Below are 23,065 nucleotides of genomic sequence, written 5' to 3'. Positions count from 1 at the left end.
GTTTTCGAGTTCCTTGCCCGGTCATACTCGCTCGATAATCGTAGCGATGCCTTGCCCGACGCCGATGCACATCGCGGCCAAGCCGTAACGGGCTTCCCGGCGCTCCATCTCATAGAGCAGGGTCGTTAAAATCCGGGCCCCGCTGCACCCGAGCGGATGGCCGATGGCAATCGCGCCGCCGTTGACGTTCACCCGCTCCGGAGCGATGTTCAACTCACGCATGCTGGCAACCGCCTGTGCGGCAAACGCTTCATTCAGCTCGAACAGATCGATATCCTGGATCGACAGCCCCGCCTGCTGAAGCGCCTTGCGCGCGGCCGGCACGGGGCCGATTCCCATCACGGACGGATCGACGCCGGCAGACGCTGAAGCAACCACCCGGGCGCGCGGCCGCAGTCCGAGCGAATGAGCCGTCTCCTGCTCCATTATGAGCAGCGCTGCCGCCCCGTCGTTCAGGCCCGACGAGTTCCCGGCCGTCACGGTTCCCCCTTGCTTGAACGCCGGCTTCAGCTTCCGCAGCTGCTCCAGCGTCGTCTCGGGGCGCGGGTGTTCATCCTGCTCGAACCGCGTGATCTCGCCCTTGCGGCCGGTCACCTCCACCGGCACGAGCTCGGCGGCAAATCTCCCGGCCGCCTGGGCTTCGGCATACTTCCGCTGGCTGGAGATCGCGAACTCATCCTGCGCCTCCCGGCTGATACTGTACTGCTCCGCGACATTCTCCGCTGTCTCCCCTAGGCTGATCGGCGGGTAGAGGGCGGCCAGCTTGTCATTCGTCATCCTCCAGCCCAGCGTGGTGTCATAGATCTGTTGATGCCCCCGCTGGTAAGCGGCTTCCGGCTTCAACATCACATACGGAGCCCGCGTCATGCTCTCCGTTCCCCCGGCGATATAGGCGTGTCCCGCCCCCGCCATAATCGCGTAGGCGCTCTGATGGACGGCCTCCATGCCCGAACCGCACAGGCGGTTCACCGTCACGCCCGGCACCTCTACCGGCATCCCGGCCAGCAGCAGCGACATCCGCGCCACATTGCGGCAATCCTCCCCCGCCTGATTCGCGCAGCCGAGGATGACCCCGTCCATCCGCTCCGGGCCGACCGGATTCCGCTCCAGCAGGCTGCGAATGACGAGCGCGCCCAGATCATCGGCACGCACATCCTTGAGCGCTCCGCCGTAGCGGCCGATCGGCGTCCGTACCGCATCAATGATTACGGGTGTTCCCATCTCGTTCCCCCCCAATATCATAGGAATAGAAGCCTTGGCCGCTGCGCCGGTCGAGCCGGCCTGCCAGCACCAGCTTGCGCAGCAGCGGCGCCGGACGATACCGCTCTTCGCCCAGATCGCGGTGAAGCCCGCGCAGGACCGCCAGCACGTCATCCAGCCCGATGCGATCGGCCCATTCGAGCGGGCCGTGCGGATAACCGGTTCCCAGCTTCATGGCCGTATCGATATCCGCGGCGGAAGCCGTCCCTTCCATCAGAGCGAAGGCGGCTTCATTGATGATCAAGGCGAGAATGCGCGGGAAGACAAGCCCCGCCTCATCATCCACGATCTCCACCTGCTTCCCCAGAGTAAGGAATAACTCCTCCAGACCACGGAGCGCTTCCTTCGACGTCTGCAGGGCAGGAGCCACTTCGACCAGCTCGCGCTCTTCCAGCGGTGCGAACGTGCCGAAGCCGCATATCCGCTCCGGCCGCGATGCCCATGACGCAATCTCGGTGGCCGAGAGAGCGAGCGAGGTGGCCGCGATCGGCACCTCCGGGCTGAGCAGCCGCTCCATCCTCACGATGTTCGCCTGCTTCTCCGCCACATCATCATTGGTTACTTCCACGCCGTACCGAATCGGCAGGGAAGCCCCGCTCTCCTCGGCCTCTGCCAAGGACACGACCCGGTAACCGCTTCGTTCCAGCAGCGCATGCAGGCCGTCGCGCAGGGGACTGGCTCCAGCCAACAAGACCGCATTATTGGTCATATGGATAAAATCCCTCCCCTGTCTTTCTGCCCAAGCTTCCCGCCTGCACCATGCGCTGCTGGATGCGGCTCGGCTTGAAGCGGCTCTCGTGATAGAAGCGGGTGTAGACCGATTCCGTCGTCGCCAGATTCACGTCGAGGCCGATCAGGTCCTGCAGCTCGAACGGCCCCATCTTGAAGCCGCCGGCCTGCTTCATAATGCGGTCGATCTGCTCCGGGCGGGCCACCCGATCGCCCATGATGCGCAGCGCTTCATTATAGTAGGGACGCGCGACGCGATTCACGATGAAGCCGGGCGAATCCTCCGCCAGCACGGGCACCTTGCCCAGTTCCTCCGCGAACCGGCGCGCGACAGCGACGCAAGCTTCACCCGACTTGTGCCCGCGAATGACTTCAACCAGCGGCATAACCGGCGCAGGGTTGAAAAAGTGAAAGCCTATGATGCGCTCCGCATGGGGCAAGCCCGCCGCAAGCTCCGTAATGGAAAGGGATGACGTATTGCTCAGCAGCAGCGCATCGCTGCCGCACAGCTCCGTTAAGCGGCCGAACAAGGAGCGCTTCAGCTCCAGCTTTTCGGGAACCGCCTCGATGATGATCGGGCAGGAGCTTAACGCTGCCATGTCCTGCACCGGCTTGACGAGATCATACGTCTTCCGCTTCTCCTCCTCCGAGATCCTCCCCTTCGCGACGTCCTTCGCCAGGATGGAGTCGATATAGGCTTGCGCAGCATCCAGCACCTCCGGCTTAATGTCCTGCAAATAAACGCGGCGGCCCCGCCGGGCACAGACGAGAGCGATTCCCGCTCCCATCGTGCCTGCGCCGACAATGCCGACCGCGCCGGGGCTGCCCCCCGGAACATGGCCTTCCATCGGCTACACCCCCTTGAACACGGGCGGCCGCTTTTCCAGAAAAGCTTGCATGCCTTCCCGGTGATCCTCCGTGCGCCCGGCGATCTCCTGGGCATACGCCTCTTGCTCCAGCGTCTGTGCCAGATCCATCTCCAGCCCGCGGTTCATCGTCCGCTTCATCAGCCCGACAGCCCGCGTCGGAAGCTGAGCCAGCCTGGCCGCAAGCGCGTCCGCTTCCTCCTCCAGCCGTTCGGCGGAGCAAATGCGGTTGACCAGACCTATTCGATGCGCCTCTTCCGCCGTGACGCGATCCCGGATCGTGGCGATCTCCATCGCCTTGGCCAGGCCGACGAGACGGGGCAGGAAGTAGCAGCCCCCCGAGTCGGGGACGAGCCCGATATTGACGAACGCGCTGACGAAATAAGCCCGCTCGGACATCACGCGGAGGTCGCAAGCGAGAGCGAGGCTCATGCCCGCTCCCGCCGCCACGCCGTTCACGGCCGCGATAACCGGCAGCTCCGTGTTGCGGATCTGCGTAATCAGCGGATTGTAGCGTGAACGCAGCATATCGCCATGGTTTCCGGCCGCAGCTTGCCCGTCTGCCGCTTGCCCGCCCGTTCCCGGCACATCGCCCAGATCCTGCCCCGCGTTGAACGCTTTGCCCGCCCCGGTCAGGATGATGCAGCGCACTGCCGCGTCTTTGCCTGCTTGGCGGAACGCAGCGATCAGTTCGGCAATCATCCGCCCGGTGAAGGCATTGTACTTATCCGGCCGGTTCATCGTGATCCGGGCCACGCCCTCCGATACTTCGTACAGAATCGTCTCGTACACGGCCATGTCTCCTCCTATCTGCCCTTGAATTGGGGATTTCGCTTCTCTTGAAAAGCGCGCATGCCTTCCTTCTGATCCTCGCTCGCGAATAGCAGATGGAAGCACTGGCGCTCATAATCAAGCCCTTCGGCCAACGGAAGATCCTGAGCCTTGCGGACCGCCTGCTTGATGAGGCGGACGGCCAGCGGCGGCTGGGCGGCAATGCGGCGCGCCAGCTTCAGCGCCTCTTCCAGATAGAGCTCGACCGGCGCCACCTTGTTAATCAACCCGCAGCGCAGAGCCTCTTCCGCCGGCATCGTGTCCCCGGTCAGCAGCAGCTCCATGGCCTTGCGCAGCCCTACCGCCCTCGTCATCCGCTGTGTCCCGCCGGCGCCGGGCATGACGCCAAGCCGAATCTCCGGCTGCCCGAAGCGCGCCGTATCCGAGGCGACGACGAGATCGCAGCTCATCATCAGCTCGCAGCCTCCGCCGAGCACATGCCCGCTCACGGCGGCGATGATCGGCTTCGCAATGCCGCCGATGCGATCCCACACATCGAACTGCCGCTTCAGCAGCAGCGATACGGCGGATTCATCCGCCATTTCCTTAATATCCGCGCCGGCCGCGAAGGCCTGATCATTTCCCGTAATGACAATCGCCTTCACGGCATCGTCCCGGTCCATCCGTTCCATCTCCGCCACGAGCTCCTGCATCAGCTCGCGATTCAAGGCATTCAGCACGTCAGGCCGGTTCAGGGCGAGCACGCCCACCGCTCCGTCCGACGACACGGTCACATAGTTGCCAAGCTTCGTCATCCCGCCTCCACTCCTTCGTTTTCTTGCACGGCTGCCGCCCGCTTGCGGTTATCGACGATGCGGACGGCTTTGCCTTCGCTGCGCGCGAGCGAATTCGGCTCGTTCACATGCAGCAGGACCGAGACGCCGAGCGAGCATTTGATCGCCTTGCCGATCTCCTTCACCAGTTCGGCCACTTCCCGGCTCTCCTGCACTCCGCCTACCCGGTTCCTGAATTCCGGCGTCATCTCGCAATGAACCTCGAAGCGGTCGAGGGCATTGTCCCGCTCGATGACGACTTGATAATGGGGAGCAAGCTGGGAGAAATTGAGCAGCACGGCCTCCAGCTCGGTCGGGTAGACGTTGACGCCGCGGATAATCAGCATGTCGTCCACTCTTCCCTTAATCCGCGACATCCGCATCGTCGTGCGGCCGCACTGGCATGTGCCGGGATGAAGCGACGCAATATCGCCCGTCCGGTACCGGATGACAGGGAACGCTTCCTTGGTCAGCGAGGTGAACACCAGCTCGCCTTCCTGCCCGTACGGCAGCGGTTCGCCCGTCTCGCGATCGACCACCTCAGCCAAAAAATGATCCTCGGCAATATGCAGACCATCCTGTGCTTCCTGGCATTCAATCGCGACGCCGGGTCCGAGCACCTCGCTCAAGCCATAAATGTCGATCGCCTTGATGCCAAGCGCCTCCTCCAGATGGCGGCGCATCTCCTCCGACCACGGCTCCGCACCGAAAATGCCGTACTCGACGCTCGTCTCCCGGGTGTCGATGCCCTGCTTGCGCATTTCCTCCACCAGATTCAAAATATAGGACGGCGTGCCCGACAGGCCGCGCGGCTTGAAATCCTGAATGAGCGTAATCTGCCGGGGCGTATTCCCTCCCGACACGGGCACGGCGACCGCGCCCAGACGCTCGATGCCGTAATGCAGGCCCAGTCCGCCCGTGAACAAGCCATAACCATACGCATTGTGAAAAATATCCCCGGGCCGGCCGCCCGCGCAGCAGATGGCGCGCGCGACAATGTCCGCCCAGGCTTCAATGTCCCGCTTCGTGTAACCGACAACAATCGGCTTGCCCCTCGTGCCGGATGAACCATGGATGCGCACGATGTCGCTCATCTCGGCGGCGAACAATCCGAATGGATAATGATCGCGCAGATCGGATTTCTGCATGAACGGCAGACGGCGGAGGTCCTCCAGACTGCGAATGTCCTCTGGCGCCAGGCCGGCCCGATCCAGCGCGGCCCGATGAAAAGGCACCCGGTCATATGCCCGCTTGACGGTGTGCCGGAGTCTCTCCAACTGGAGCGCCCGGATCCGCTCGCGCGGCATCGTTTCCATTTCGACATTGAATATCACGCGCTACCCTCCTACTCCCCACGGAAGACAGGCTTTCGTTTGTCCGCAAAGGCTGCCAATGCCTCTGCCCGATCCTTCGTCGGGATAATCATCTCGTAAGCTTGTGCCTCAACCTCCAGGCCGGAGTGCAGATCGACGCTGCTGCCCCGGTTGATCGCATATTTGGCCTGATAGACCGCGAGCGGCGCATTGGCGGCAATCTCATTCGCCAATTCTAGCGCCATCCGGCGGAGCTGCTCCGCGTCATCGGCCATTCCGCTCAGCAGCCCGTATTGCAGCGCCTCTTCGGCGGTAATCTTCCGCGCGGTCAGGATGAGCTCCTTCGCCCGCGCCGGTCCGATGAGCCGCGGCAGCCGCTGCGTTCCGCCCGCCCCGGGAATGATGCCCAGGCTCACCTCGGTGAGGCCCATGCGGGCATCCCGGACCGCAAAGCGGAAATCGCAGGCGAGCGTCAATTCGAAGCCGCCGCCGAACGCATATCCGTTCACCGCCGCGATCGTCGGCTGCGGAAGCTCCTCCACGGCGGTGAACACCTCGCGGATCGCGCGCACATTGCGGCGCACCTGCTGCTCATTCAGCGTGCGCCGCTCCTTCAGATCGGCGCCCGCGCTGAAGGCGCGGCCCCTTCCCGTCACGATGACGGCCCGAATCCGCTGCGGATTCTGCCGGATCTCCTCGACGATCCCGCCGAGCCGCACCAAGGCCTCATAATTGAAGGCATTCAATTCGCCAGGCCGATCCAGCGTAATGATGGCGACTTGACCGTGATGCTCCAGCATCACTGACTGTCCCGCCTCCTGCACCGGCACCTGCCCCTGATCCTGCACTGGCTCCTGCACCTGATCCTGCACTGGCACCTGCCTCTGCCTCAGCTCCTGCTGTTCCATCGATTCGTTCAGCCCCCTCTCTTTACGCAGCTCCTTGCGGACGGGTTACTCCTCTGCCCCTTCGCCTTATGGCCGCTCTTCCTTCATTTCCGCGGCCGGCATCTCCTTCGGGGCCGGCATCTCCGCCCCCCGTCCCCACCGCTCCGGGTTGACCCGCGCGTAGGTTCCCGAAGCGACGGCGACAAGCTTCCCGTCGCAGGTGATGTGCGCGTCCGTCACGATCAGATTGCGCCCTCGCTTCAGCACTCGGGCCTCCACCACGAGCAGTTCGCCGATGGCCGGGGACAAATAATTGATTTTGCTCTCCACGGTCACGCACTGCTGCACCCCATCAACCGGGGGCACAGCCGCATGGCCCATGGCGACGTCGGCCAGCGTATTCGTCACGCCGCCATGCACGACGCCTTCGAGACTATTATGGAGATCGGGGCGGATATGCAATTGCATGACGCAGCCGTCGCGCTGAAGCTGAACGACCTCGATTCCGAGGAGATCGTTGAACCGGTTGCGATGCGTCGGCTGGCTCACTCGTGAACCTCCGCCATATGCATCGACACCACTTTGCCGGCGAATCCCATCAGATCCTTGCCCGACGCCTTGCCCTCCGGGGACGACAAGGCTGCCTTCAAGGCCTCCTTCGATTCGAAATACATCTCGCAAATCAGGTGCAGATCGCTCTCGCCCATAGGCGTTCCATAAATCGTTCCCACCTCCATCTTCACGAGGCCGGGCATCTTCGCCGCCAGCGGGGCATGAGTCTGGAAATAATGCTCGTTAAACGCTTCGACATCCTCGGGCTTGCGATAAATAGCAATTAATTTGACCATAAATTTGTCCTCCCTTATCTATCGAAATCAATTCATCAAATCCATCAATAAATCCATCAATCTCCTTACATCCCGAACGAGACGAACTTCGTCTCCAAAAAGGCGTCCATCCCGTACCGTCCGCCCTCCAGGCCGAGCCCGCTCTCCTTCCAGCCGCCGAACGGCGCCTGCGTCTGCGTCGGCGAACCGTCGTTAATGCCCACGATGCCATACTCCAGCGCCTCCGCCAGGCGGAAGCAGCGGCTGTTATCACGCGTATATGCATAAGCGGCCAAACCGTATGGCGTATCGTTCGCCATCTTGATGACCGCGGCTTCGTCCGTGAACGTCATCATCGGCACCACCGGTCCGAACGTTTCCTCGCAGGCGATCTCCATCTCCTTGGTGACGTCCGTAATCAAGGTCGGCTCGCAATAGAAGCCTTTGCCGTACTCGCCCTCCGTCAAGCGCTTGCCGCCGAACACGACCTGCCCGCCTTTATCCCGGGCATCCTGGATATGGCGCAATACTTTATCGAGCGCCCGTTGATTGACGAGCGGGCCGATTTCCGTTTCCTTGCTACGGCCGTCGCCGACCTTCGCCTTGCTCAGCCGTTCCACCAGCTTGGCGCTGAAGGCCTCCGCCACAGATTCATGCACGTACAGGCGATTCGTGCAGATGCACATCTGCCCCGAATTGCGGAATTTGCTCTCGAACAGCCCCGCGACCGCCGCGTCCAGATCCGCATCCTCGAACACGATAAATGGCGCATGCCCGCCTAATTCCAGGCTGACCCGCTTGACATGCTTTGCCGCTCCTTCCATCAACAGCTTGCCGACGCGCGTCGAGCCGGTGAAGGCGATTTTGCGCACCTTCGGATTGTCGAGCAATTCCTGGCCGACCGCCTCCGGCTGGCCGATGACCAGATTGGCGACCCCGGCCGGGAACCCGGCTTGCGCAATCAGCTCGAACAGCCGAATCGCGCTCAGCGGCGTGCTCTCCGCCGGCTTCAAGACGACGGTGCACCCTGCGGCCAGCGCGGGCGCAATCTTCCGTGCGACCATATTGACCGGGAAGTTCCACGGCGTAATCGCTCCGACGACGCCGACCGGCTGGCGGCTGACCATAATCCGCTTGTTCGGCACGGAGGACGGAACCGTCTCGCCGTACACCCGCTTCGCTTCCTCTGCATACCACATGAAGTTGTCGGCTGCCCCCAGCACTTCGCCCTTGGCCTCCCGGAGCGGCTTGCCCATCTCGGCCGAGATGATGCCTGCCAGCTCATCGCGGTGGCTGCGCACCAGTTCGTACAATTGATATAAATATTTCGAACGCTCGCGGGCAGTCAGGCGGGACCAGCCCGGGAAAGCTTGATGGGCCGCCTCGATGGCGGCTCTCGCATCCTTGCCGTCGCCATAGCTTACCGTCCCGACTTCCTCTCCAGTTGCCGGATTGACGACGCGGAGCGTGCCGCCGCCCTGCGCCTGCATCCATTCTCCGTTAACGAACATCGACTTCACTTCGACAGTCTGCATGCTTTTTTCCATCGTAACTGGATACCCTCCCTCTTCCTCTGCAGCTTGCTCCGCTTCAGAGGCCGCGCAATCGTGCGCGATATTTTCCTTGCGTGGCCTTGCTTCTCACTTGCCTATGATTGCTCCTATTTCCTCACAACGCTTTCAAGGCTTCGAACGGATTTTTGCAGTGCTTGCAATACAAAATGCTGCGGCAAGCTGCCGGACCGAACATATTGTCCATGCGGGTATGCGGCGAATCGCAGTAGGGGCACCGCACCTCCCAATCCTCGCCCGGCGGGCAGCCGCGCGGCGGGGCAACGATGCCGAACGAACGCAGCTTCTCCCTGCCATCGTCGCTAATCCGATCCGAGGTCCAGGCCGGCTCCCGCAGGAAGCGGACGCTCACCTCGCGCACTCCCTCGATGGAGAGCAGCTTCTCCTGAATTTCGCTCTTCATCATGTCCAGAGCGGGACAGCCAATGAAGGTCGGCAGCACCTCAACGTCCACGGCGCCCTCGCCGATAACCACCCTGTGAATCATGCCCATCTCGATCATGCTGATGACGGGAATTTCCGGATCTTTGACCTCCCGCAGCAATGTCCAGATTCGCTCCTCCAGCCCCCTCAGCACTTGCCGGGTATGCTGCGTCATGATGAACCTCCCCCTTTACCAGCCAGCCGCCGGGTCAATCCGGTACACCTCCGACAAGGTGGCGACGGCTTGCGCCAGATCGTCGGTATGCTGCCCATCGCGCCCATTCCTGACCGGAATGGCCCAGTCCCCCGGCCATGCGAGCCCGCTTGCTTCGAACAAGCTCTGCGCCGCCGTCTTCCAGCGCCAGGCCAATTCGTCCCCGCCTATGCTCAGCCCGAAGCGGACGATCGCCTCCTCCTCGCTGCCAAGCGGGAACAGGCTGCCGACATCGCTCCACACCTGAGCCACGGCCGCGTTCAAGCGCAAGCGCGCTTCGTCCGTGCTGTCTGCCAGCCGCGTGAACCATGAGCGCCAATACCGTATATGATAGTGATGCTCGCGCTGCATTTTGCTTGCTGTCTGCGCCAGCGGCACATACGAAGACCGGCGCAACGCTTCCAGCCGGATGTCCTTGAACAGGCCATACAGGCAGCAGCGGGCAATCGCATAGGACCAGTCATAATGCGGCTCATCCGCATACTCGCCGGGTCCGTTCGGACGCTCGACCAGAATGGCATTGCGGAACGCCTCCGGACTGCGCAAATGCGCCAGATCATCCGCCTTGCCGGCCCCCAGCTCCTCCAGCATCCCGTAAAGCATCGCCGCATGCCCCATCATGTCCTGCGCCATCGACGAGAAGGCGACATCTTCCTCGATGTGAGGGGCCAGCCCCAGCCATTCCGATCCCCGGTAAGCCAAAATATAGTCATCGTCTGCAACCTGCAGCAGCAATTCCTTCAAGGCCCGCGCATACTCCGGGCTGCGCTTGGCCTCTTCCGCCGTCTCTGCGCCAATAAGCTCTGCCATGTCAGCCCTCCTTCTGTACGATATCCGCCTTGCTCTCGTACGCTTCCTTGTGGCGGCGCCACCTCGATTGCACATCGCCGTAACCCTTCGTCTCGCGGTAGCTTTTGTTGTCCAGCCGTTCGAGGCTCGCCCGTTCCTCCGGCGGCAATCCATGGATATCGTCGCGGTTCACGACCCAGATATTGATGCAGGGCTCGCGACGCATGAAGTTCTCCCGCGCCATCAGGAGCGCAGCTTCCGGGTTGGGCGCCAGCAAGCTGAACTGGTGCACGAAGCCGGCAGACGGGCTCTTCTGGCTGAACACCTCGTAGACGGCAAACTGCTCATTCCGTTCGCTGCTCATATCGCTCCTCCTGCCGCATAGGATATGCGGGGCGCCAGCATCGCGTCGCGCACCCATTTCGCCTCTTCGTAGGATGTCTTCCGCAGCCGGAGCCGCTGTGCTGAGCAAGGCCCGTTCCCGCGCACAATCTGCACGAAGCGGTCCCAGTCGGGCTGCCGGTAATGCCAGACGCCCTCCGCTTCGTCATAACGGATCGTGTCGTCCGGAAGCGTCAAGCCAAGATGAAAAATCCGGTTCACATATTTATGAAAAAAGGCCTGCCGCAGCTCCTCGTTCGTCTGCGTGCGAATCTTGTAGCGCATGTTCAACTGCTGATTGCTGGACACGGTGCCGCCTTCCGGCGGACCGAAGAACATCAGCAAGGAAGGCCACCAGCGGTTCACGGCCTCCTGCAGCATCCGGCGCTGCGCCGGCGTCCCTTCGGCCAGCTCCAGCACGATGCTCTCCCCATGCTGGGCATGGAATTTCTCTTCCGCGCAGATCCGTTGGAGCGCGCGGGCATACGGCGCGTAGGATGTCTCCAGCGACATCGTCTGGGTAATGATCGCCGCGCCGTCGACGAGCCAGGCGATGACGCCGGCATCCGCCCATGTGGGCGCCTCCATATGGAAGACGTTGTGGAACTTCAGCTTCCCCGAGAACAGATTGCGCAGCAGATCCTCACGGGTCTGGCCGAGCGGCGCCATCAGATCCTCGGCAACGCGCAGCAGCAGCTGTCCGTGCCCCATCTCATCCTGCACCTTGGCCATGATCGCCAGCTTCCGGCGCAGCGTCGGCGCCTTCGGCACCCATTCCTTCTCGGGCAGCGCCCCCATAATTTCACTCACGCCGTGCATCGATATCAGCTTGATTAACTGGTTGCGGTAATCGTCTGGCATCCAATCGTCCGCTTCAATCTTGTCGCCCCGGTCAATCCGGTTCAGGAATTGCGCCAGACGCTCGTCGTCCAGCGCTCTATCCGGGTCCGTCCGATTACTCATCTTCCAGCCTCCTCTCGTTCACAATGTGTATGGCATGCCCCAAGGCGGCAGCTGCCGCCTCCAGCCAGCCTTCGCTGAGCGTCGGGTGCGGGTGCACCGTCATGGCCACGTCTTCCGCTCTCGCCGCCAATTCGAGGGCGAGCGCGCCTTGGCCGATCAAGCTGCCGGCATCCGCGCCTGCCGCGTGCATGCCCAGCAGCAGGTGGGAATCCGCTTCAACGACCACTTCCGCGAAGCCGTCTGTCTTCCCGGCCGCCAGCGCGTATCCGTTGGCCCGGAACGGGAAGCGGCCGGTCCTCACCTTCATGCCCTGCCGCTCGGCTTCCGCCCGCGTCAGCCCCACGCCCGCAATCTGCGGATCGGAGAAAATGACATACGGCACATAGGGCGAATCGAAGGCGCTAGACAGTCCGCCGATAACCTCTGCGGCGACCGTGCCCTGCTTCGCGGCGCGGTGGGCAAGAGCGGGCCCCGGCGTAATATCCCCAATGGCGAAGATGTGGCGCACATTCGTCCGGCACTCCGCATCGACCGGAACATAGCCCCGCTCATCCACCTGCACCCCCGCCTGGCTTAGGCCGAGCCCCTCCGTGTTCGGCACACGCCCGGTCGTCACCAGCACCTTGTCGCAGAGGACGTTCTCCTCCCCATGACGCTGCGATTCGAGGCGCAGCTCGACATGGTCGTCATGCTCAGCCACCGCACGCACTTCCGTACCCGTCTTGATGACCATCCCCAGCTTGCTGGCGCGCCGCTTCACTTCCGCAGCGAGGCTGCCGTCTACAAGCGGGATGATGCGCTCCTCCCGCTCGATAAGCGTCACGCGGCATCCGAGCTTGGCGAAGGCCATGCCCAATTCGATGCCGATATAGCCGCTCCCGATAATGGCTAGACGCTCCGGCAGAGTCTCCGACTCCAGCGCCTCCGCCGAAGTGAGGATGCGTGGACCGCCAACTGCTGCGAATGCCGGGAGATGCGGCCGCGATCCCGACGCGATGATCGCCTGCCGGAACTTGTAGGTCTCGAAGCCGGATTCCGTCTCCACCCCGACGCGGTCGGCGGACAGGAAGACGGCGCTCCCCTTGACGACCGTAACCCCGTTGGCGGCGCAGAGCTGCGCCACGCCGCTTCGCAGCTTGCCGACGATGCCGGATTTCCACAGCTGCCATACGGACATATCGAAGGCAAGCGCCCCCGGGTCCAGCCGCAGCCCCAGCTTGGAGGCCGACTTGGCATCGTCATATAGGCCGGCCGCATGAATCAACGCTTTGGACGGAATACAGCCCGAATGAAGACAGACGCCGCCCAGCTCTTCTTTTTCCACCAGAACAACCGATTTCCCCAACTGGCCCAGGCGGATGGCAGCCGAATACCCGCCCGGACCGCCGCCAATGACAACAACTTCCGTTTCTACTGCAATCTCGCCGACAACCATCTATACCATCTCCGCCCATAGTAAGTCAGGCTGCTCCAGCAGCCGCTTGATCCGGTTCGTGAACCGAATCGCTTCCGCTCCGTCGATAATCCGGTGATCGAAGGAGAGCGCCATATTCATCATGAGACGGATGACGCCTTCCCCGTTGCGGACGACCATGCGCGGCTCCATCTTGTGCAGCGCCATAATGGCCGCCTCCGGATGGTTGATAATCGGCGTCGCGAGCAGACTGCCGATCGGCCCGACGTTGCTGATCGTGAAGGTGCCGCCGGTAATCTGCTCCAGTGCCAGCTTCCCTGCGCGGGCCCGCTCCGACAGCCGTCCGATCTCTTCCGCCAGCTCGAAGACCGTCTTCCGGTCAGCGTGCCGGATGACCGGAACGATCAGGCCGTCCGGCGTATCGGTCGCAATCCCGATATGATAATAGCGCTTCAAGACGATCTCCTTGCTCTCGTCGTCGAGCGACGCGTTGAAGGCCGGAAATTCCTTGAGCGCGATGACGATCGCCTTGATAAAAAACGGCAAGTACGTCAACTTCACCTGCCGTTCGGCCGCCAACGGCTGGAGACGTTCCCGCAGCGCCTGCAGCGCATCGGCCTCCAGTTCATCCACCTGCGTGACATGCGGGATGATGGTCGCCGCCTTGACTAGCCGTTCGGCGATCTTCAGGCGCACGCCCCGCAGCGGAATCCGTTCCTCGGCGCAAGCGGAAGACGGTACGGCAACCTCCAGCCGGGCAGCGGTCTCCGTCCGCTCCCGCGCAGGCTGAACCGCATCCGTCCGCGGCATGTCAGCCCCTTCCGCTTCCTTCGCCGTGCCTGCCGCCGCATAGCGCCGCACATCCTCTTCGGTAATGCGGCCGTCGGCTCCGCCCCCCTTCACCTGTTCGATGTCGACATTCAATTGCCGCGCAAGCTGGCGAACATAGGGGGCCGCGCGCACTCGGCCTGACGGGGACGCCGGAGCGTCAGGAGGCACGGACACTGCGAGCGGAGGCGCAGGAGCGGCAGCAACTGCAGAGGCTGCCTGCTCCGCTTTCCCCACTGCCTCCATAGGGACACGCCCCTCCGCTTCAAGAAGGAACAACACCTCGCCTACCCGGACAGCGTCCCCCTCGGCGAACATCAGCTTGCGCACCACGCCGCCGGCCGGAGCGGTCAGCTCGGCGTTCACTTTGTCCGTCAGCACCTCGACGATCGGCTGATCGCAGGCAACCCGCTCTCCCTCCTTAATCAGCCATTTCCCGATCTCCCCTTCGTGAATGCCTTCTCCCACGTCGGGAAGCTTGAACTCTATCATTTGCGTTCCCCCTCCTGAACGGTCAGAACTGAATTGCAGTGGCGATTCCCGCTCTCACCCGCTCGACCGTCGGAACATAGAGGTCCTCGAGCGAGAACTGCGGAACCGGCACATCGAAGCCGGTAATCCGCTGAATCGGAGCCCGCAAATACATCAGCGCTTCGTCATTGATCAGCGAGACAATTTCCGCGCCGACGCCGGCCGTCTTTTGCGCCTCATGAACAATCAGCGCCCGGCCCGTCTTCTTCACGGATGCCGCAATCGCGTCCCGATCGAGCGGATACAGTGAGCGGAGATCGATGACTTCGCAGGACCAGCCCTTCTCCTGCTCCAGCTGCCGGGCCGCTTCAAGCGCCACCCGCATCATCGCCCCCCACGATATCAGCGTCACGTCTGTACCTTCCCGGACGATATTCGCCTTCCCTAACGGAATGCGGTACATCTCCTCCGGCACTTCCGCCTTGAAGGCACGGTAGATCCGGGCCGGTTCCAGAAAAACAACCGGATCGGGATCTTCGATGGCGCTAATGAGGAGGCCTTTGGCATCATAAGGATTGCTCGGCACGACCACCTTGAGGCCGGGCGTATGGACGAAGAATGCTTCCACGCTCTCCGAATGAAGCTCCGGCCCGCGGATTCCCGCTCCGTATGGCGTGCGGATAACGAGAGGGACGTTGTACTGTCCCCGCGTCCGATACCGCATGCGGGCCGCATGGGTGATGAGCTGCTCGAAGCCGGGATAAATGAAGGCCAGAAATTGAATTTCGACGACCGGAACGAAGCCGTTCAGCGCCAGCCCGATAGCCGAGCCAATAAGGCCGGCTTCGGCCAGCGGCGTATCGACGACCCGCTCCCTGCCGTACTTGTCGAACAGCCCCTCGGTCGCCCGGAACACGCCGCCGTTGACGCCGATGTCTTCGCCCGTCAGCATGACACGCCGATCGTCCGCCAGCTTCTGATCGAGCGCTTCATGAATCGCTTGCAATATCGTTAAGCTCCGGCTCATGCTTCACCCTGCCTTTCCGCACACAGACCGCTCTGTTCCCGCTGCTCGGCTACAGACCACGGCATGTCAGCGCTTACGTGCATGAACATATCTTCCGGCCGGGACTTCGGATAGCTCTCCGCCTCCGCGACCGCGGCTTCGATCAGGCCGCTGAACCTCTCCGCCAGACGCGTCTCATGCTCCTCGCTCCACGCTCCCCGCTTCACGAGATGCCGCTTCATGCGCTCTATCGGATCGCGCTGCTCCCTCCATTCGGCGGAGAGCCGGGCCTGGTCGCGGTATTTGCGCGGATCGTCGCTGGTCGTATGCGGCCCGTAACGGAACGTAACCGCCTCGATAAGCGTCGGTCCGCCGCCGTTCAAGCCGCGCTCAATCGCCTCGCGCACGGTCAGCCATACGGCGAGCACATCGTTGCCGTCTACCCGGACCCCCGGCATGTCGTAGGCGGCCGCGCGCTGGGCGATCGTCCGGGAAGCGGACTGCGCATGGAACGGGACGCTAATCGCGTAGCCGTTATTTTGACAGAAGAAGACGGTGGCCGTCTGGTACACCCCGGCAAAATTCAGAGCCTCGTGGAAATCTCCTTCCGAGGTTGCCCCTTCGCCGAAGTACACGATGCTCGCCTGCTTCTCCCCCTTCAGCTTGGCGGCCCAAGCCGTGCCTACGGCATGCGTCAAATGCGTGGCTATCGGCACGCACGGCGGCAGAATATGGCGGCCTTCCGGACTGATGGAGCCTTCCATATGCCCCATCCAATAGAGAAGGACGCGGCTAAGCGCCTGCCCATGCGTGATCGCGGCAGCGTGATCGCGATAGCTGGGGAACAACCAATCATTGGGGGACAGCGCCAGCGCACTCCCGACCTGCGAAGCTTCCTGGCCTTCATAAGGGGCGTACGTGCCCATTCGGCCCTGCCTTTGCAGGTTGACCGCCTTCCGATCGAACATTCGTGCCAGCACCATGTTCTCGTACATTTGTATCATCAGATCCTCGTCAATGGCCCCCTCGACAGGGTGGCGAAGCTCCCCGTCCGGCGCCAGCACCTGATAAGGCTCAAACAGCCCGCGCATGTCTTCATGCCGCGTCCCCGCTCCTGCCTGCTCTGCAATTGGCGGGGCAGACGGATGCCCCTGACTTTGAATCATCATTACCGCTCCCTTCCCCTTCTCGTTCATCTATCCCAACAGCAAGCGGTCATCCGCCACTCCTTTCAGCTGGGCAAATTTTTTCAACAACACCTCGATCGTCAGATGCTTCTTCTCCTCTTCCCGCACATCCAAAATAATCTCCCCGGCGTCCATCATAATCAGGCGGTTGCCGAGCTCGATGGCTTGCTGCATATTGTGCGTCACCATCAGCGTCGTGAAGTTGGAACGCTCGACGACTTCCTTCGTCAGCGCCGTAATCAACTGCGCCCGCGCCGGATCAAGTGCGGCCGTATGCTCATCCAGAAGCAGCACCTTCGGCTGCGTGAAGGTCGCCATCAGCAGGCTGAGCGCCTGCCGCTCGCCGCCTGACAGCAGTCCGGCCTTGGCCGACAGCCGGTTCTCGAGCCCGAGATGCAGCGACGCCAGGCTCTCCCGGAACAGCTCCTTCCGCTTCTTGTTCACGCCCCGGTGCAGGGTGCGTCTTTTGTCGCGCGAGAAGGCGACTGCGAGATTCTCCTCGATCGTCATCGTCGGCGCCGTTCCGGCCATCGGGTCCTGGAATACGCGTCCAATCTTGCGCGAGCGCTCGAACTCGGAGAGGCCGGTCACGTTCTCTCCGTCGATCTCGATGGTACCGCTATCCGGCGCCATCCCGCCCGAGATAATATTCATCAGCGTGGACTTGCCCGCTCCATTGGAACCGATAATCGTTACGAAATCGCCCTCGCGAAGCGTCAGATTCGTATTTCGCAAAGCGATCTTCTCGCTCGCCGTCCTGCGGTTGAACACTTTCCGAATCCCCTCAAGTTTCAGCATGGCTCTCCCCCCTTGCTCCCTGGTCGATGTCGATGGACACATGCGGAACATCTTCCTGGGAGGACTTCACCCGCCTGTCTTTCCATGTAGCGAGAACCCGCGACATGACGAGGGCGGCGACCACCATCGCGGCGGTCAGCAGCTTCAGGTCATTCGGATCCAACCCGATGCGGATAGCGAGCATAATAATGAGGCGATAGACGATAGCTCCTCCGATTACGGCGAAGGTCGCCCGCCGGATGGAAGCATGGCCGAAGACGGCTTCCCCCATAATGACGGAGGCCAAGCCGATGATGATAATTCCGATCCCCATCGAGACATCCGCAAATTCTTGATATTGGGCGATAAGCGCGCCGGATAGCGCTACCAATCCGTTGGACAGGCTCAGCCCGATAATTTTCATATTGTCGGTGTTCGCGGAGAGGCTGCGGATCATTTTCGAATTGTCGCCGGTGGCGCGAATCGCCAATCCGATCTCCGTATCCAGGAACCAGTCCATAGCCCATTTGATGAGGAGGACGAATATTCCTACGGCCGCCAAAATCGCAAGCGGCTGCAGGCTGGACAAGAAGGAGACAAGCTGCGTGAACAAGGTGTTCTCCCCCAACAGCGGCGTATTCGCCTTGCCCATAATCCGCAAATTGATCGAATACAATGCAATCATCGAAATAATGCCGGATAGCAGCGTATTGATTTTCCCTTTCGTATGCAGCAGGCCGGTTACGGTTCCTGCCACGCATCCCGCCAGCAGCGCGCCCAATGTGGCGAGCAGCGGGGAATAGCCGGACGTAATCATGACCGCCGCCACGGCTCCGCCGGTGGCAAAGCTGCCATCGACGGTCAAATCGGGAAAGTCGAGAATCCGAAACGTTAAGTAAACGCCCAGGGCCATCAACGCGTAAATGACCCCTGCTTCCAACGAGCCCGTCAGCGCATATAGCACGATAGCATCCTCCTAATTTGGAACGACTTATTTCTCAATCAGGATTGCGCCTTGTGTCATCTCTTCCGTCAATGTGATTCCTTGCGCCTCCGCCGCCTTCGGATTAATCATCAGATCGAGCTTCTCGGAGAACTGGACGGGGATGTCTGCCGGCGATGCGCCCTTCAGCACCTCCACCGCCATCTTGCCTGTCGTGTAGCCCAAATCGTAGTACTGGAATCCGATCGATGCGAATGCGCCTTCTCCGACCGATTCACTGCTCTCGCAGAACAGTGGAATGTCCTTGTCATTCGCGACCGACACGACCGAGCTGAGCGCCGAGATGACCGTATTATCCGACGTAAGATAGATAATATCCGCGCGCCCTACCAGCGAGTCGGCGGCCTGCTTCACCTCGGAGCTGTTCGTGACGGTGGCCTCGACCGTCTCCAGTCCGCCGTCTTGCAGCACCTGCTTGACGTTAGCGATGTTGACGACGGAGTTCTGCTCGCCGGAATTGTAAATGACGCCTATCTTGCGGGCCTCGGGGAAAAATTTCTTGATCGTCTCCATCGTCTTCTTGATCGCGTCCGGATTCGTGTCGCGCGTGCCTGTCACATTGCCTCCCGGCTTCTCAAGACTGTCGACCAGCTTCGATGTGACCGGATCCGTTACGGCCGTGAATAGAACGGGGATGTCTTTCGTCGCCTTCGCAACCGCCTGCGCGGTCGGCGTGGCGATCGCCAGGATCAGGTCGTTTTTGTCGCCGACCAGCTTTTGGGCTATCGTGAGGTTGTTGTTCATGTCACCCTGCGCATTGTGGAAATCCACTTGCAAATTGACATTTTCCTCGTACCCGGCATCCTTCAACGCCTGCAAAAAGCCTTCTCTCGCCCCATCCAGCGAAGGATGATTCGCGTACTGCGCAATGCCGATCTTGACCATCTTTTTGCCGTCGTCATTCTTGCCCGTGTCCTTCGGTTCGCTCGAGTTCCCGCATGCCGCCAGCAGCAGCAGCGAACAAACCATAACAATCGAAAAAAACTGTTTCATCCAATCTCGCTCCTTTACAATAAGGATTGTAATTGTTTGCGCTTTCAATATAAGAAATAGATAAAAAGCGTATTGGCGAGTTGTCTGAGTGTAAAGCTCTCTTGCGGTCATCGAGACATGAAATGTGTTCCTCTGATGCTTCATGGAAAGTTCGTTCGTGCAGGTCTGTGTGCTGCGTTCGCATGGAAGGATAATGTGAGTGCGCTTGCCCTAGAAGCTAAGCGCTGCTGCCTGGTAGCTTAGATGCGGAGTGTTACGTCAACGTGTACGTGTATGAATGACATAGATGCGCAGTCTCGTGCTGGAGCTGCAACCGGATATCGAGGTTCTTCATGGGGTTCATCGCAAATTATAATACGTTTTTTCGATGGTGCGTTATTTTAACGTTATAATATCATGCCGTCATAATGAGTGTCAATATTTAGACACATTTAAAAATATAAAGTGTGATTTATGTTATAGCATACGTCATAATACAAAAAACTTGAAAGGCACAGAGCCAATCAAGTTGGAGTCATCCATTCGATTCACCTTAGCACGGTAGCCCAGAATCCGCCTTTCGCTAACTTGACAACTATTTTCGTTCTATGGTTGATGATTTGAACCGGCAGCTCCAATAATCCCCAGCTCATATCCTTTGGCAACCGCCCCCACTCGCGATTTGACCCCCATTTTCTGAAGAATGGAGGTTAGATGGTATTCCACTGTCCGCTGGCTGATGCCGAGTTCTCTGGCAATCTCCTTATTGCTCATCTCCCGTGAAATTCTGATCAGTACCTCACGCTCCGTGGGCGTCAGCTTATCCTGCCCATAAGCCATGAACAGACGTTCAGGAACCAGCATATGACCTGCCAGGCTCTGCCTAATCGCATTAATAATTTGGACGTAAGAAGCCTGCTTGGACAAATAGGCGTTCACGCCAATCTCATAGGCCTTCAGATAGAATTCTTCATAGGTATAGCCAGACAGCATGATGATTTTAAGAGCAGAACCATATTCCTTCTTCAACAGAACTGCCAGCTGAAAGCCGTCCATATGCGGCATGGAAATATCCATCACCAGCACATCCGGCTTATTCCGGCGGATTTGCTCCACCAAGAGCCGCGGATCGGCAAACGTCCCCGTTACGCGAATATCTGCTTCCTGCTCCAGGCGATGTTTTAATGCATCTATCACAAGGGGATGATCATCAAGCAATACAACCTTGATTTCGGATGCCATTATGCGTTCCCTCCTATTTCACATGAGGCTGGAGACCGCAGCCGCAGTGTAATCCTTGTCCCCTCTCCCGGTGTGGAATGAAGCTCCATCTCTCCGCCAAGATAACCGATCTGGCTGTTGACCGAGATAAGTCCAAGATGCGCGCCTTCCCGGGATCCGATGTGTTCCAGAAAAGCACCTGCATCGAACCCCTTGCCGTCATCGCTTACCGTGCAATATATTCCCTCATCCTCTACCCGCTTGACGCGAACATCAAGCTCCGTGGCTTCGGCATGCTTCAGCACATTATGGACAAGCTCACGGATCATTCGGAAAAGATTGGACTTGAGCAAGGGGTCCGGCGCTTCTCCCGGCCAATCGTAATGAAGCGATACACGCAATCCCCCCTTCTCTCCGGCCGTCCGCAGCAACCAGCGCAAGGACTCCTCCAGCCCGGCTTTATCTACAATATGCGGATACAACTCATCACACAGCGCCCGGATATCCTGCTGCGATTCATAGAGGCACTTTAGCCAGGACGCGATCTGCCGGTTATCAGCTCGTCCCTGATTCGCCATCTCCTCCAGATCTCTCGATAGGAAAATCAGATTCTGCAACAGCCGATCATGCAGATAATAGGAGAGGCGAACCCGCTCAGCTTGCTGGGCCTCCATTAACAGATGGTTCATCTGCCGAATGTCATCATGAACAGGATGAGCATCACACGCGTGCTGCTCTCTTGTATGTTGAAGCTCTTTCTGCAATCCGGTCAGCAGTCTGGCATTGGTCAATAGCCGGGCTGCTTCCCTGCCAATCTCGTCAATCAGCCTCTTCTCTTCCACGGAGAACAGCGACAAATTGCCCTTGGGACCTATGCACAAATATCCTGTACAGGAAAATCCGGCGAAGTCGGAAATGGAGGCAACATATTCGAAATCGAAGCCTCTTTCCCAGAAGCTGCGATCGATCCAGCGGGCGTCTTGTTCTTTGCCAATCATGTCTTTGTATCGGCCTGTGCCGTGTACAACCAGTCGAGTCCCGTCATGCCAGACCATACAGACTCCTTCCACATCTACGACACGGTGAAGCATGTCGCTGATCAGGCTGAGAATATCCTGGATATTGCGGGTCTCCGCCATCTGGATGGATAACTTCAGCTTCTGCTGCTCCAACCACTCCCTGCGCCCTTCCGCCTGTTGTCTTGACCGGCGAAGCCCTCTCCGGTACACCATGGTCCCCGCAGCAAAGCCTCCGAATAAGACTCCGGTCCAGACTGGACGCTCCATTCGATTGGCAAAGGCGATGAGGAGAAAGACGCCTCCATAATAAAGGATATGAACCATCAGCCGGGGAAGATAGATGTTCATATCCACCATGCTGCGCTTGTCCAGAATATATAGAAAAACGCCAGACAGCGGCACAAGACCAATCAGCGCGTATTCGGGAGCCAGGATGTACCCATTCCACAGTAAATCCGGGATCGCGTACAGGAACAGATAGGGCAGAAAGCTGAAGCATAGGCCGGCGCCCAGCCCCAGGGCATGGTTTTTCTCCACCCGATCCATCGAATTCCAATATAGCCGGATCATAAGCAAGATAAACAGCAGCGTCATCATAAAAACGAGATGTACCGTTTCTCGAATCCAGCCGGGAATCTCATGCTGGCTTACTGCCCAAATGGTATAACAAGAAAATAGAATGCAGGCCAGACGGAAGAAATAGAGGGTCTTTGACCATAGAGCAGGCACCGCACGCAGCACAAACGAAACGCAAAAAGAGAGCAGCAAATAAGGGAGCCAGACCGAGCAGATCGACAAAATCAAATCCGATACAAGCAATTCGGTAGAATATACAGTCAGAATGACCAGAGCCATTATGTAGTTCAGCAAGCAAAATCGGCGAACCGTGGATGAAGCAGAATTTTTATAGTAAGCCAGCAAGCCGATGATCTGCAGCAGTGCTGCCGCTACAATGGAGAATACACTTTGCAGCACATCTCTGCTTTCTGTTTTGATCTGTATTTCATAGACAGAGCCATCGCCGCGCATGAACTCTGCCGTGTCGGCTCTAACCAGAGACACCTTCGACTTATCGGCAAATTGCTTGTCCACAGGTAAGCCGTCCACCGTCAGCACCCGGTCTCCCTGGCGCACATCCCCTGTCGCCGCCTTGCCGGAAGGGTCTATTTCGGTTACCTTCCATCCTTCTTCTGCCCTCTGAAGCACGGCACCGATATAGGGATGACGAATCGTCTCCAGATGAATAAATACGGCTAACCCAAGAAAAATGGCAAGTAATGCCGCAATGAGCGGCGAAAGCTTCGTGTGGGGCATGCCCATCAGTTATCCTCCCCTATGAT

Annotated in this window: 23 protein-coding genes; all 23 read right to left on the bottom strand. The window is 60.0% G+C overall.

Features of this window, described 5'->3' with window-relative positions; genetic code table 11:
• Positions 1–21: 21 nt before the first annotated feature.
• Positions 22–1,221, bottom strand: coding sequence for a thiolase family protein (locus NNL35_RS07880; protein WP_254553174.1), 1,200 nt, complete (start codon positions 1,219–1,221; stop codon positions 22–24).
• Positions 1,199–1,969, bottom strand: a complete 771-nt coding sequence (locus tag NNL35_RS07875; protein WP_254553172.1) for a 3-hydroxyacyl-CoA dehydrogenase family protein — start codon at positions 1,967–1,969, stop codon at positions 1,199–1,201. The genes NNL35_RS07880 and NNL35_RS07875 overlap by 23 nt, the downstream gene beginning before the upstream one ends.
• Positions 1,959–2,837 carry a 3-hydroxyacyl-CoA dehydrogenase family protein gene (locus tag NNL35_RS07870; protein WP_254553170.1) on the bottom strand — a complete coding sequence of 293 codons (879 nt, stop codon included), beginning with the start codon at positions 2,835–2,837 and terminating at the stop codon, positions 1,959–1,961. Before NNL35_RS07870 ends, NNL35_RS07875 begins: the two co-directional genes overlap by 11 nt.
• A 3-nt stretch (positions 2,838–2,840) precedes the next feature.
• The gene (locus NNL35_RS07865) at positions 2,841–3,647 is read right to left on the bottom strand and encodes an enoyl-CoA hydratase-related protein (protein WP_111153996.1); all 807 of its coding nucleotides are present in this window, start codon (positions 3,645–3,647) and stop codon (positions 2,841–2,843) included.
• 14 nt (positions 3,648–3,661) lie between these two features.
• Positions 3,662–4,441: an enoyl-CoA hydratase-related protein gene (locus NNL35_RS07860; protein WP_254553168.1), complete on the bottom strand. Its 780-nt coding sequence runs from the start codon at positions 4,439–4,441 to the stop codon at positions 3,662–3,664.
• A complete protein-coding gene (locus NNL35_RS07855; protein ID WP_254553166.1) occupies positions 4,438–5,793 on the bottom strand; it encodes a phenylacetate--CoA ligase family protein in 1,356 nt (451 codons plus the stop codon). The genes NNL35_RS07860 and NNL35_RS07855 overlap by 4 nt, the downstream gene beginning before the upstream one ends.
• An 11-nt stretch (positions 5,794–5,804) precedes the next feature.
• Positions 5,805–6,572 (bottom strand): enoyl-CoA hydratase-related protein, encoded by a 768-nt coding sequence (locus tag NNL35_RS07850; protein WP_254553978.1) that lies wholly within the window; start codon positions 6,570–6,572, stop codon positions 5,805–5,807.
• Positions 6,573–6,746: 174 nt separating this feature from the next.
• Positions 6,747–7,208 carry a PaaI family thioesterase gene (locus tag NNL35_RS07845; RefSeq protein WP_254553164.1) on the bottom strand — a complete coding sequence of 154 codons (462 nt, stop codon included), beginning with the start codon at positions 7,206–7,208 and terminating at the stop codon, positions 6,747–6,749.
• Positions 7,205–7,507 carry an EthD family reductase gene (locus tag NNL35_RS07840; protein ID WP_087443198.1) on the bottom strand — a complete coding sequence of 101 codons (303 nt, stop codon included), beginning with the start codon at positions 7,505–7,507 and terminating at the stop codon, positions 7,205–7,207. Before NNL35_RS07840 ends, NNL35_RS07845 begins: the two co-directional genes overlap by 4 nt.
• A 65-nt stretch (positions 7,508–7,572) precedes the next feature.
• Complete coding sequence (locus tag NNL35_RS07835) at positions 7,573–9,033, bottom strand: NAD-dependent succinate-semialdehyde dehydrogenase (protein WP_254553162.1); 1,461 nt, start codon at positions 9,031–9,033, stop codon at positions 7,573–7,575.
• Positions 9,034–9,154: 121 nt separating this feature from the next.
• Positions 9,155–9,655 (bottom strand): 1,2-phenylacetyl-CoA epoxidase subunit PaaD, encoded by a 501-nt coding sequence (paaD, locus tag NNL35_RS07830; protein ID WP_254553160.1) that lies wholly within the window; start codon positions 9,653–9,655, stop codon positions 9,155–9,157.
• A 15-nt stretch (positions 9,656–9,670) separates the two neighbouring features.
• A complete protein-coding gene (paaC, locus tag NNL35_RS07825; RefSeq protein ID WP_254553158.1) occupies positions 9,671–10,504 on the bottom strand; it encodes a 1,2-phenylacetyl-CoA epoxidase subunit PaaC in 834 nt (277 codons plus the stop codon).
• Between the two features lies 1 nt (position 10,505).
• Entirely contained in the window at positions 10,506–10,847 is a 342-nt protein-coding gene (paaB, locus tag NNL35_RS07820; protein WP_254553156.1) for a 1,2-phenylacetyl-CoA epoxidase subunit PaaB, read from the bottom strand.
• Positions 10,844–11,827 carry a 1,2-phenylacetyl-CoA epoxidase subunit PaaA gene (gene paaA / locus NNL35_RS07815; protein ID WP_254553154.1) on the bottom strand — a complete coding sequence of 328 codons (984 nt, stop codon included), beginning with the start codon at positions 11,825–11,827 and terminating at the stop codon, positions 10,844–10,846. The genes paaB and paaA overlap by 4 nt, the downstream gene beginning before the upstream one ends.
• The gene (gene lpdA, locus NNL35_RS07810) at positions 11,820–13,262 is read right to left on the bottom strand and encodes a dihydrolipoyl dehydrogenase (RefSeq protein ID WP_254553152.1); all 1,443 of its coding nucleotides are present in this window, start codon (positions 13,260–13,262) and stop codon (positions 11,820–11,822) included. The genes paaA and lpdA overlap by 8 nt, the downstream gene beginning before the upstream one ends.
• Positions 13,263–14,561, bottom strand: a complete 1,299-nt coding sequence (locus tag NNL35_RS07805; protein WP_254553150.1) for a dihydrolipoamide acetyltransferase family protein — start codon at positions 14,559–14,561, stop codon at positions 13,263–13,265.
• Positions 14,562–14,583: 22 nt separating this feature from the next.
• Positions 14,584–15,567: an alpha-ketoacid dehydrogenase subunit beta gene (locus NNL35_RS07800; RefSeq protein WP_254553148.1), complete on the bottom strand. Its 984-nt coding sequence runs from the start codon at positions 15,565–15,567 to the stop codon at positions 14,584–14,586.
• The gene (gene pdhA / locus NNL35_RS07795; RefSeq protein ID WP_254553977.1) at positions 15,564–16,637 is read right to left on the bottom strand and encodes a pyruvate dehydrogenase (acetyl-transferring) E1 component subunit alpha; all 1,074 of its coding nucleotides are present in this window, start codon (positions 16,635–16,637) and stop codon (positions 15,564–15,566) included. Before pdhA ends, NNL35_RS07800 begins: the two co-directional genes overlap by 4 nt.
• Positions 16,638–16,742: 105 nt before the next feature.
• The gene (locus tag NNL35_RS07790) at positions 16,743–17,531 is read right to left on the bottom strand and encodes an ABC transporter ATP-binding protein (protein ID WP_111153974.1); all 789 of its coding nucleotides are present in this window, start codon (positions 17,529–17,531) and stop codon (positions 16,743–16,745) included.
• The gene (locus NNL35_RS07785; RefSeq protein WP_254553146.1) at positions 17,518–18,474 is read right to left on the bottom strand and encodes an ABC transporter permease; all 957 of its coding nucleotides are present in this window, start codon (positions 18,472–18,474) and stop codon (positions 17,518–17,520) included. Before NNL35_RS07785 ends, NNL35_RS07790 begins: the two co-directional genes overlap by 14 nt.
• Positions 18,475–18,501: 27 nt before the next feature.
• Entirely contained in the window at positions 18,502–19,506 is a 1,005-nt protein-coding gene (locus NNL35_RS07780; protein WP_254553144.1) for an ABC transporter substrate-binding protein, read from the bottom strand.
• 585 nt (positions 19,507–20,091) lie between these two features.
• Positions 20,092–20,727 carry a response regulator transcription factor gene (locus NNL35_RS07775; protein WP_254553142.1) on the bottom strand — a complete coding sequence of 212 codons (636 nt, stop codon included), beginning with the start codon at positions 20,725–20,727 and terminating at the stop codon, positions 20,092–20,094.
• Positions 20,727–23,045, bottom strand: a complete 2,319-nt coding sequence (locus NNL35_RS07770; protein ID WP_254553140.1) for an ATP-binding protein — start codon at positions 23,043–23,045, stop codon at positions 20,727–20,729. Before NNL35_RS07770 ends, NNL35_RS07775 begins: the two co-directional genes overlap by 1 nt.
• Between the last annotated feature and the right edge of the window lie 20 nt (positions 23,046–23,065).

Source organism: Paenibacillus dendritiformis, from assembly GCF_945605565.1.
Classification (GTDB): domain Bacteria; phylum Bacillota; class Bacilli; order Paenibacillales; family Paenibacillaceae; genus Paenibacillus_B; species Paenibacillus_B dendritiformis_A.
This window is presented reverse-complemented; position numbering and strand designations above follow the sequence as displayed.

Bases quoted from the DNA above. Each gene is read 5' to 3' on its own strand.
- NNL35_RS07880 (WP_254553174.1), bottom strand. From the start codon at position 1,221: ATGGGAACACCCGTAATCATTGATGCGGTACGGACGCCGATCGGCCGC.
- NNL35_RS07875 (WP_254553172.1), bottom strand. From the start codon at position 1,969: ATGACCAATAATGCGGTCTTGTTGGCTGGAGCCAGTCCCCTGCGCGAC.
- NNL35_RS07870 (WP_254553170.1), bottom strand. From the start codon at position 2,837: ATGGAAGGCCATGTTCCGGGGGGCAGCCCCGGCGCGGTCGGCATTGTC.
- NNL35_RS07860 (WP_254553168.1), bottom strand. From the start codon at position 4,441: ATGACGAAGCTTGGCAACTATGTGACCGTGTCGTCGGACGGAGCGGTG.
- NNL35_RS07850 (WP_254553978.1), bottom strand. From the start codon at position 6,572: ATGCTGGAGCATCACGGTCAAGTCGCCATCATTACGCTGGATCGGCCT.
- NNL35_RS07840 (WP_087443198.1), bottom strand. From the start codon at position 7,507: ATGGTCAAATTAATTGCTATTTATCGCAAGCCCGAGGATGTCGAAGCG.
- NNL35_RS07835 (WP_254553162.1), bottom strand. From the start codon at position 9,033: ATGGAAAAAAGCATGCAGACTGTCGAAGTGAAGTCGATGTTCGTTAAC.
- paaD (WP_254553160.1), bottom strand. From the start codon at position 9,655: ATGACGCAGCATACCCGGCAAGTGCTGAGGGGGCTGGAGGAGCGAATC.
- paaC (WP_254553158.1), bottom strand. From the start codon at position 10,504: ATGGCAGAGCTTATTGGCGCAGAGACGGCGGAAGAGGCCAAGCGCAGC.
- paaB (WP_254553156.1), bottom strand. From the start codon at position 10,847: ATGAGCAGCGAACGGAATGAGCAGTTTGCCGTCTACGAGGTGTTCAGC.
- paaA (WP_254553154.1), bottom strand. From the start codon at position 11,827: ATGAGTAATCGGACGGACCCGGATAGAGCGCTGGACGACGAGCGTCTG.
- lpdA (WP_254553152.1), bottom strand. From the start codon at position 13,262: ATGGTTGTCGGCGAGATTGCAGTAGAAACGGAAGTTGTTGTCATTGGC.
- NNL35_RS07805 (WP_254553150.1), bottom strand. From the start codon at position 14,561: ATGATAGAGTTCAAGCTTCCCGACGTGGGAGAAGGCATTCACGAAGGG.
- NNL35_RS07800 (WP_254553148.1), bottom strand. From the start codon at position 15,567: ATGAGCCGGAGCTTAACGATATTGCAAGCGATTCATGAAGCGCTCGAT.
- pdhA (WP_254553977.1), bottom strand. From the start codon at position 16,637: ATGCGCGGGCTGTTTGAGCCTTATCAGGTGCTGGCGCCGGACGGGGAG.
- NNL35_RS07790 (WP_111153974.1), bottom strand. From the start codon at position 17,531: ATGCTGAAACTTGAGGGGATTCGGAAAGTGTTCAACCGCAGGACGGCG.
- NNL35_RS07780 (WP_254553144.1), bottom strand. From the start codon at position 19,506: ATGAAACAGTTTTTTTCGATTGTTATGGTTTGTTCGCTGCTGCTGCTG.
- NNL35_RS07775 (WP_254553142.1), bottom strand. From the start codon at position 20,727: ATGGCATCCGAAATCAAGGTTGTATTGCTTGATGATCATCCCCTTGTG.
- NNL35_RS07770 (WP_254553140.1), bottom strand. From the start codon at position 23,045: ATGGGCATGCCCCACACGAAGCTTTCGCCGCTCATTGCGGCATTACTT.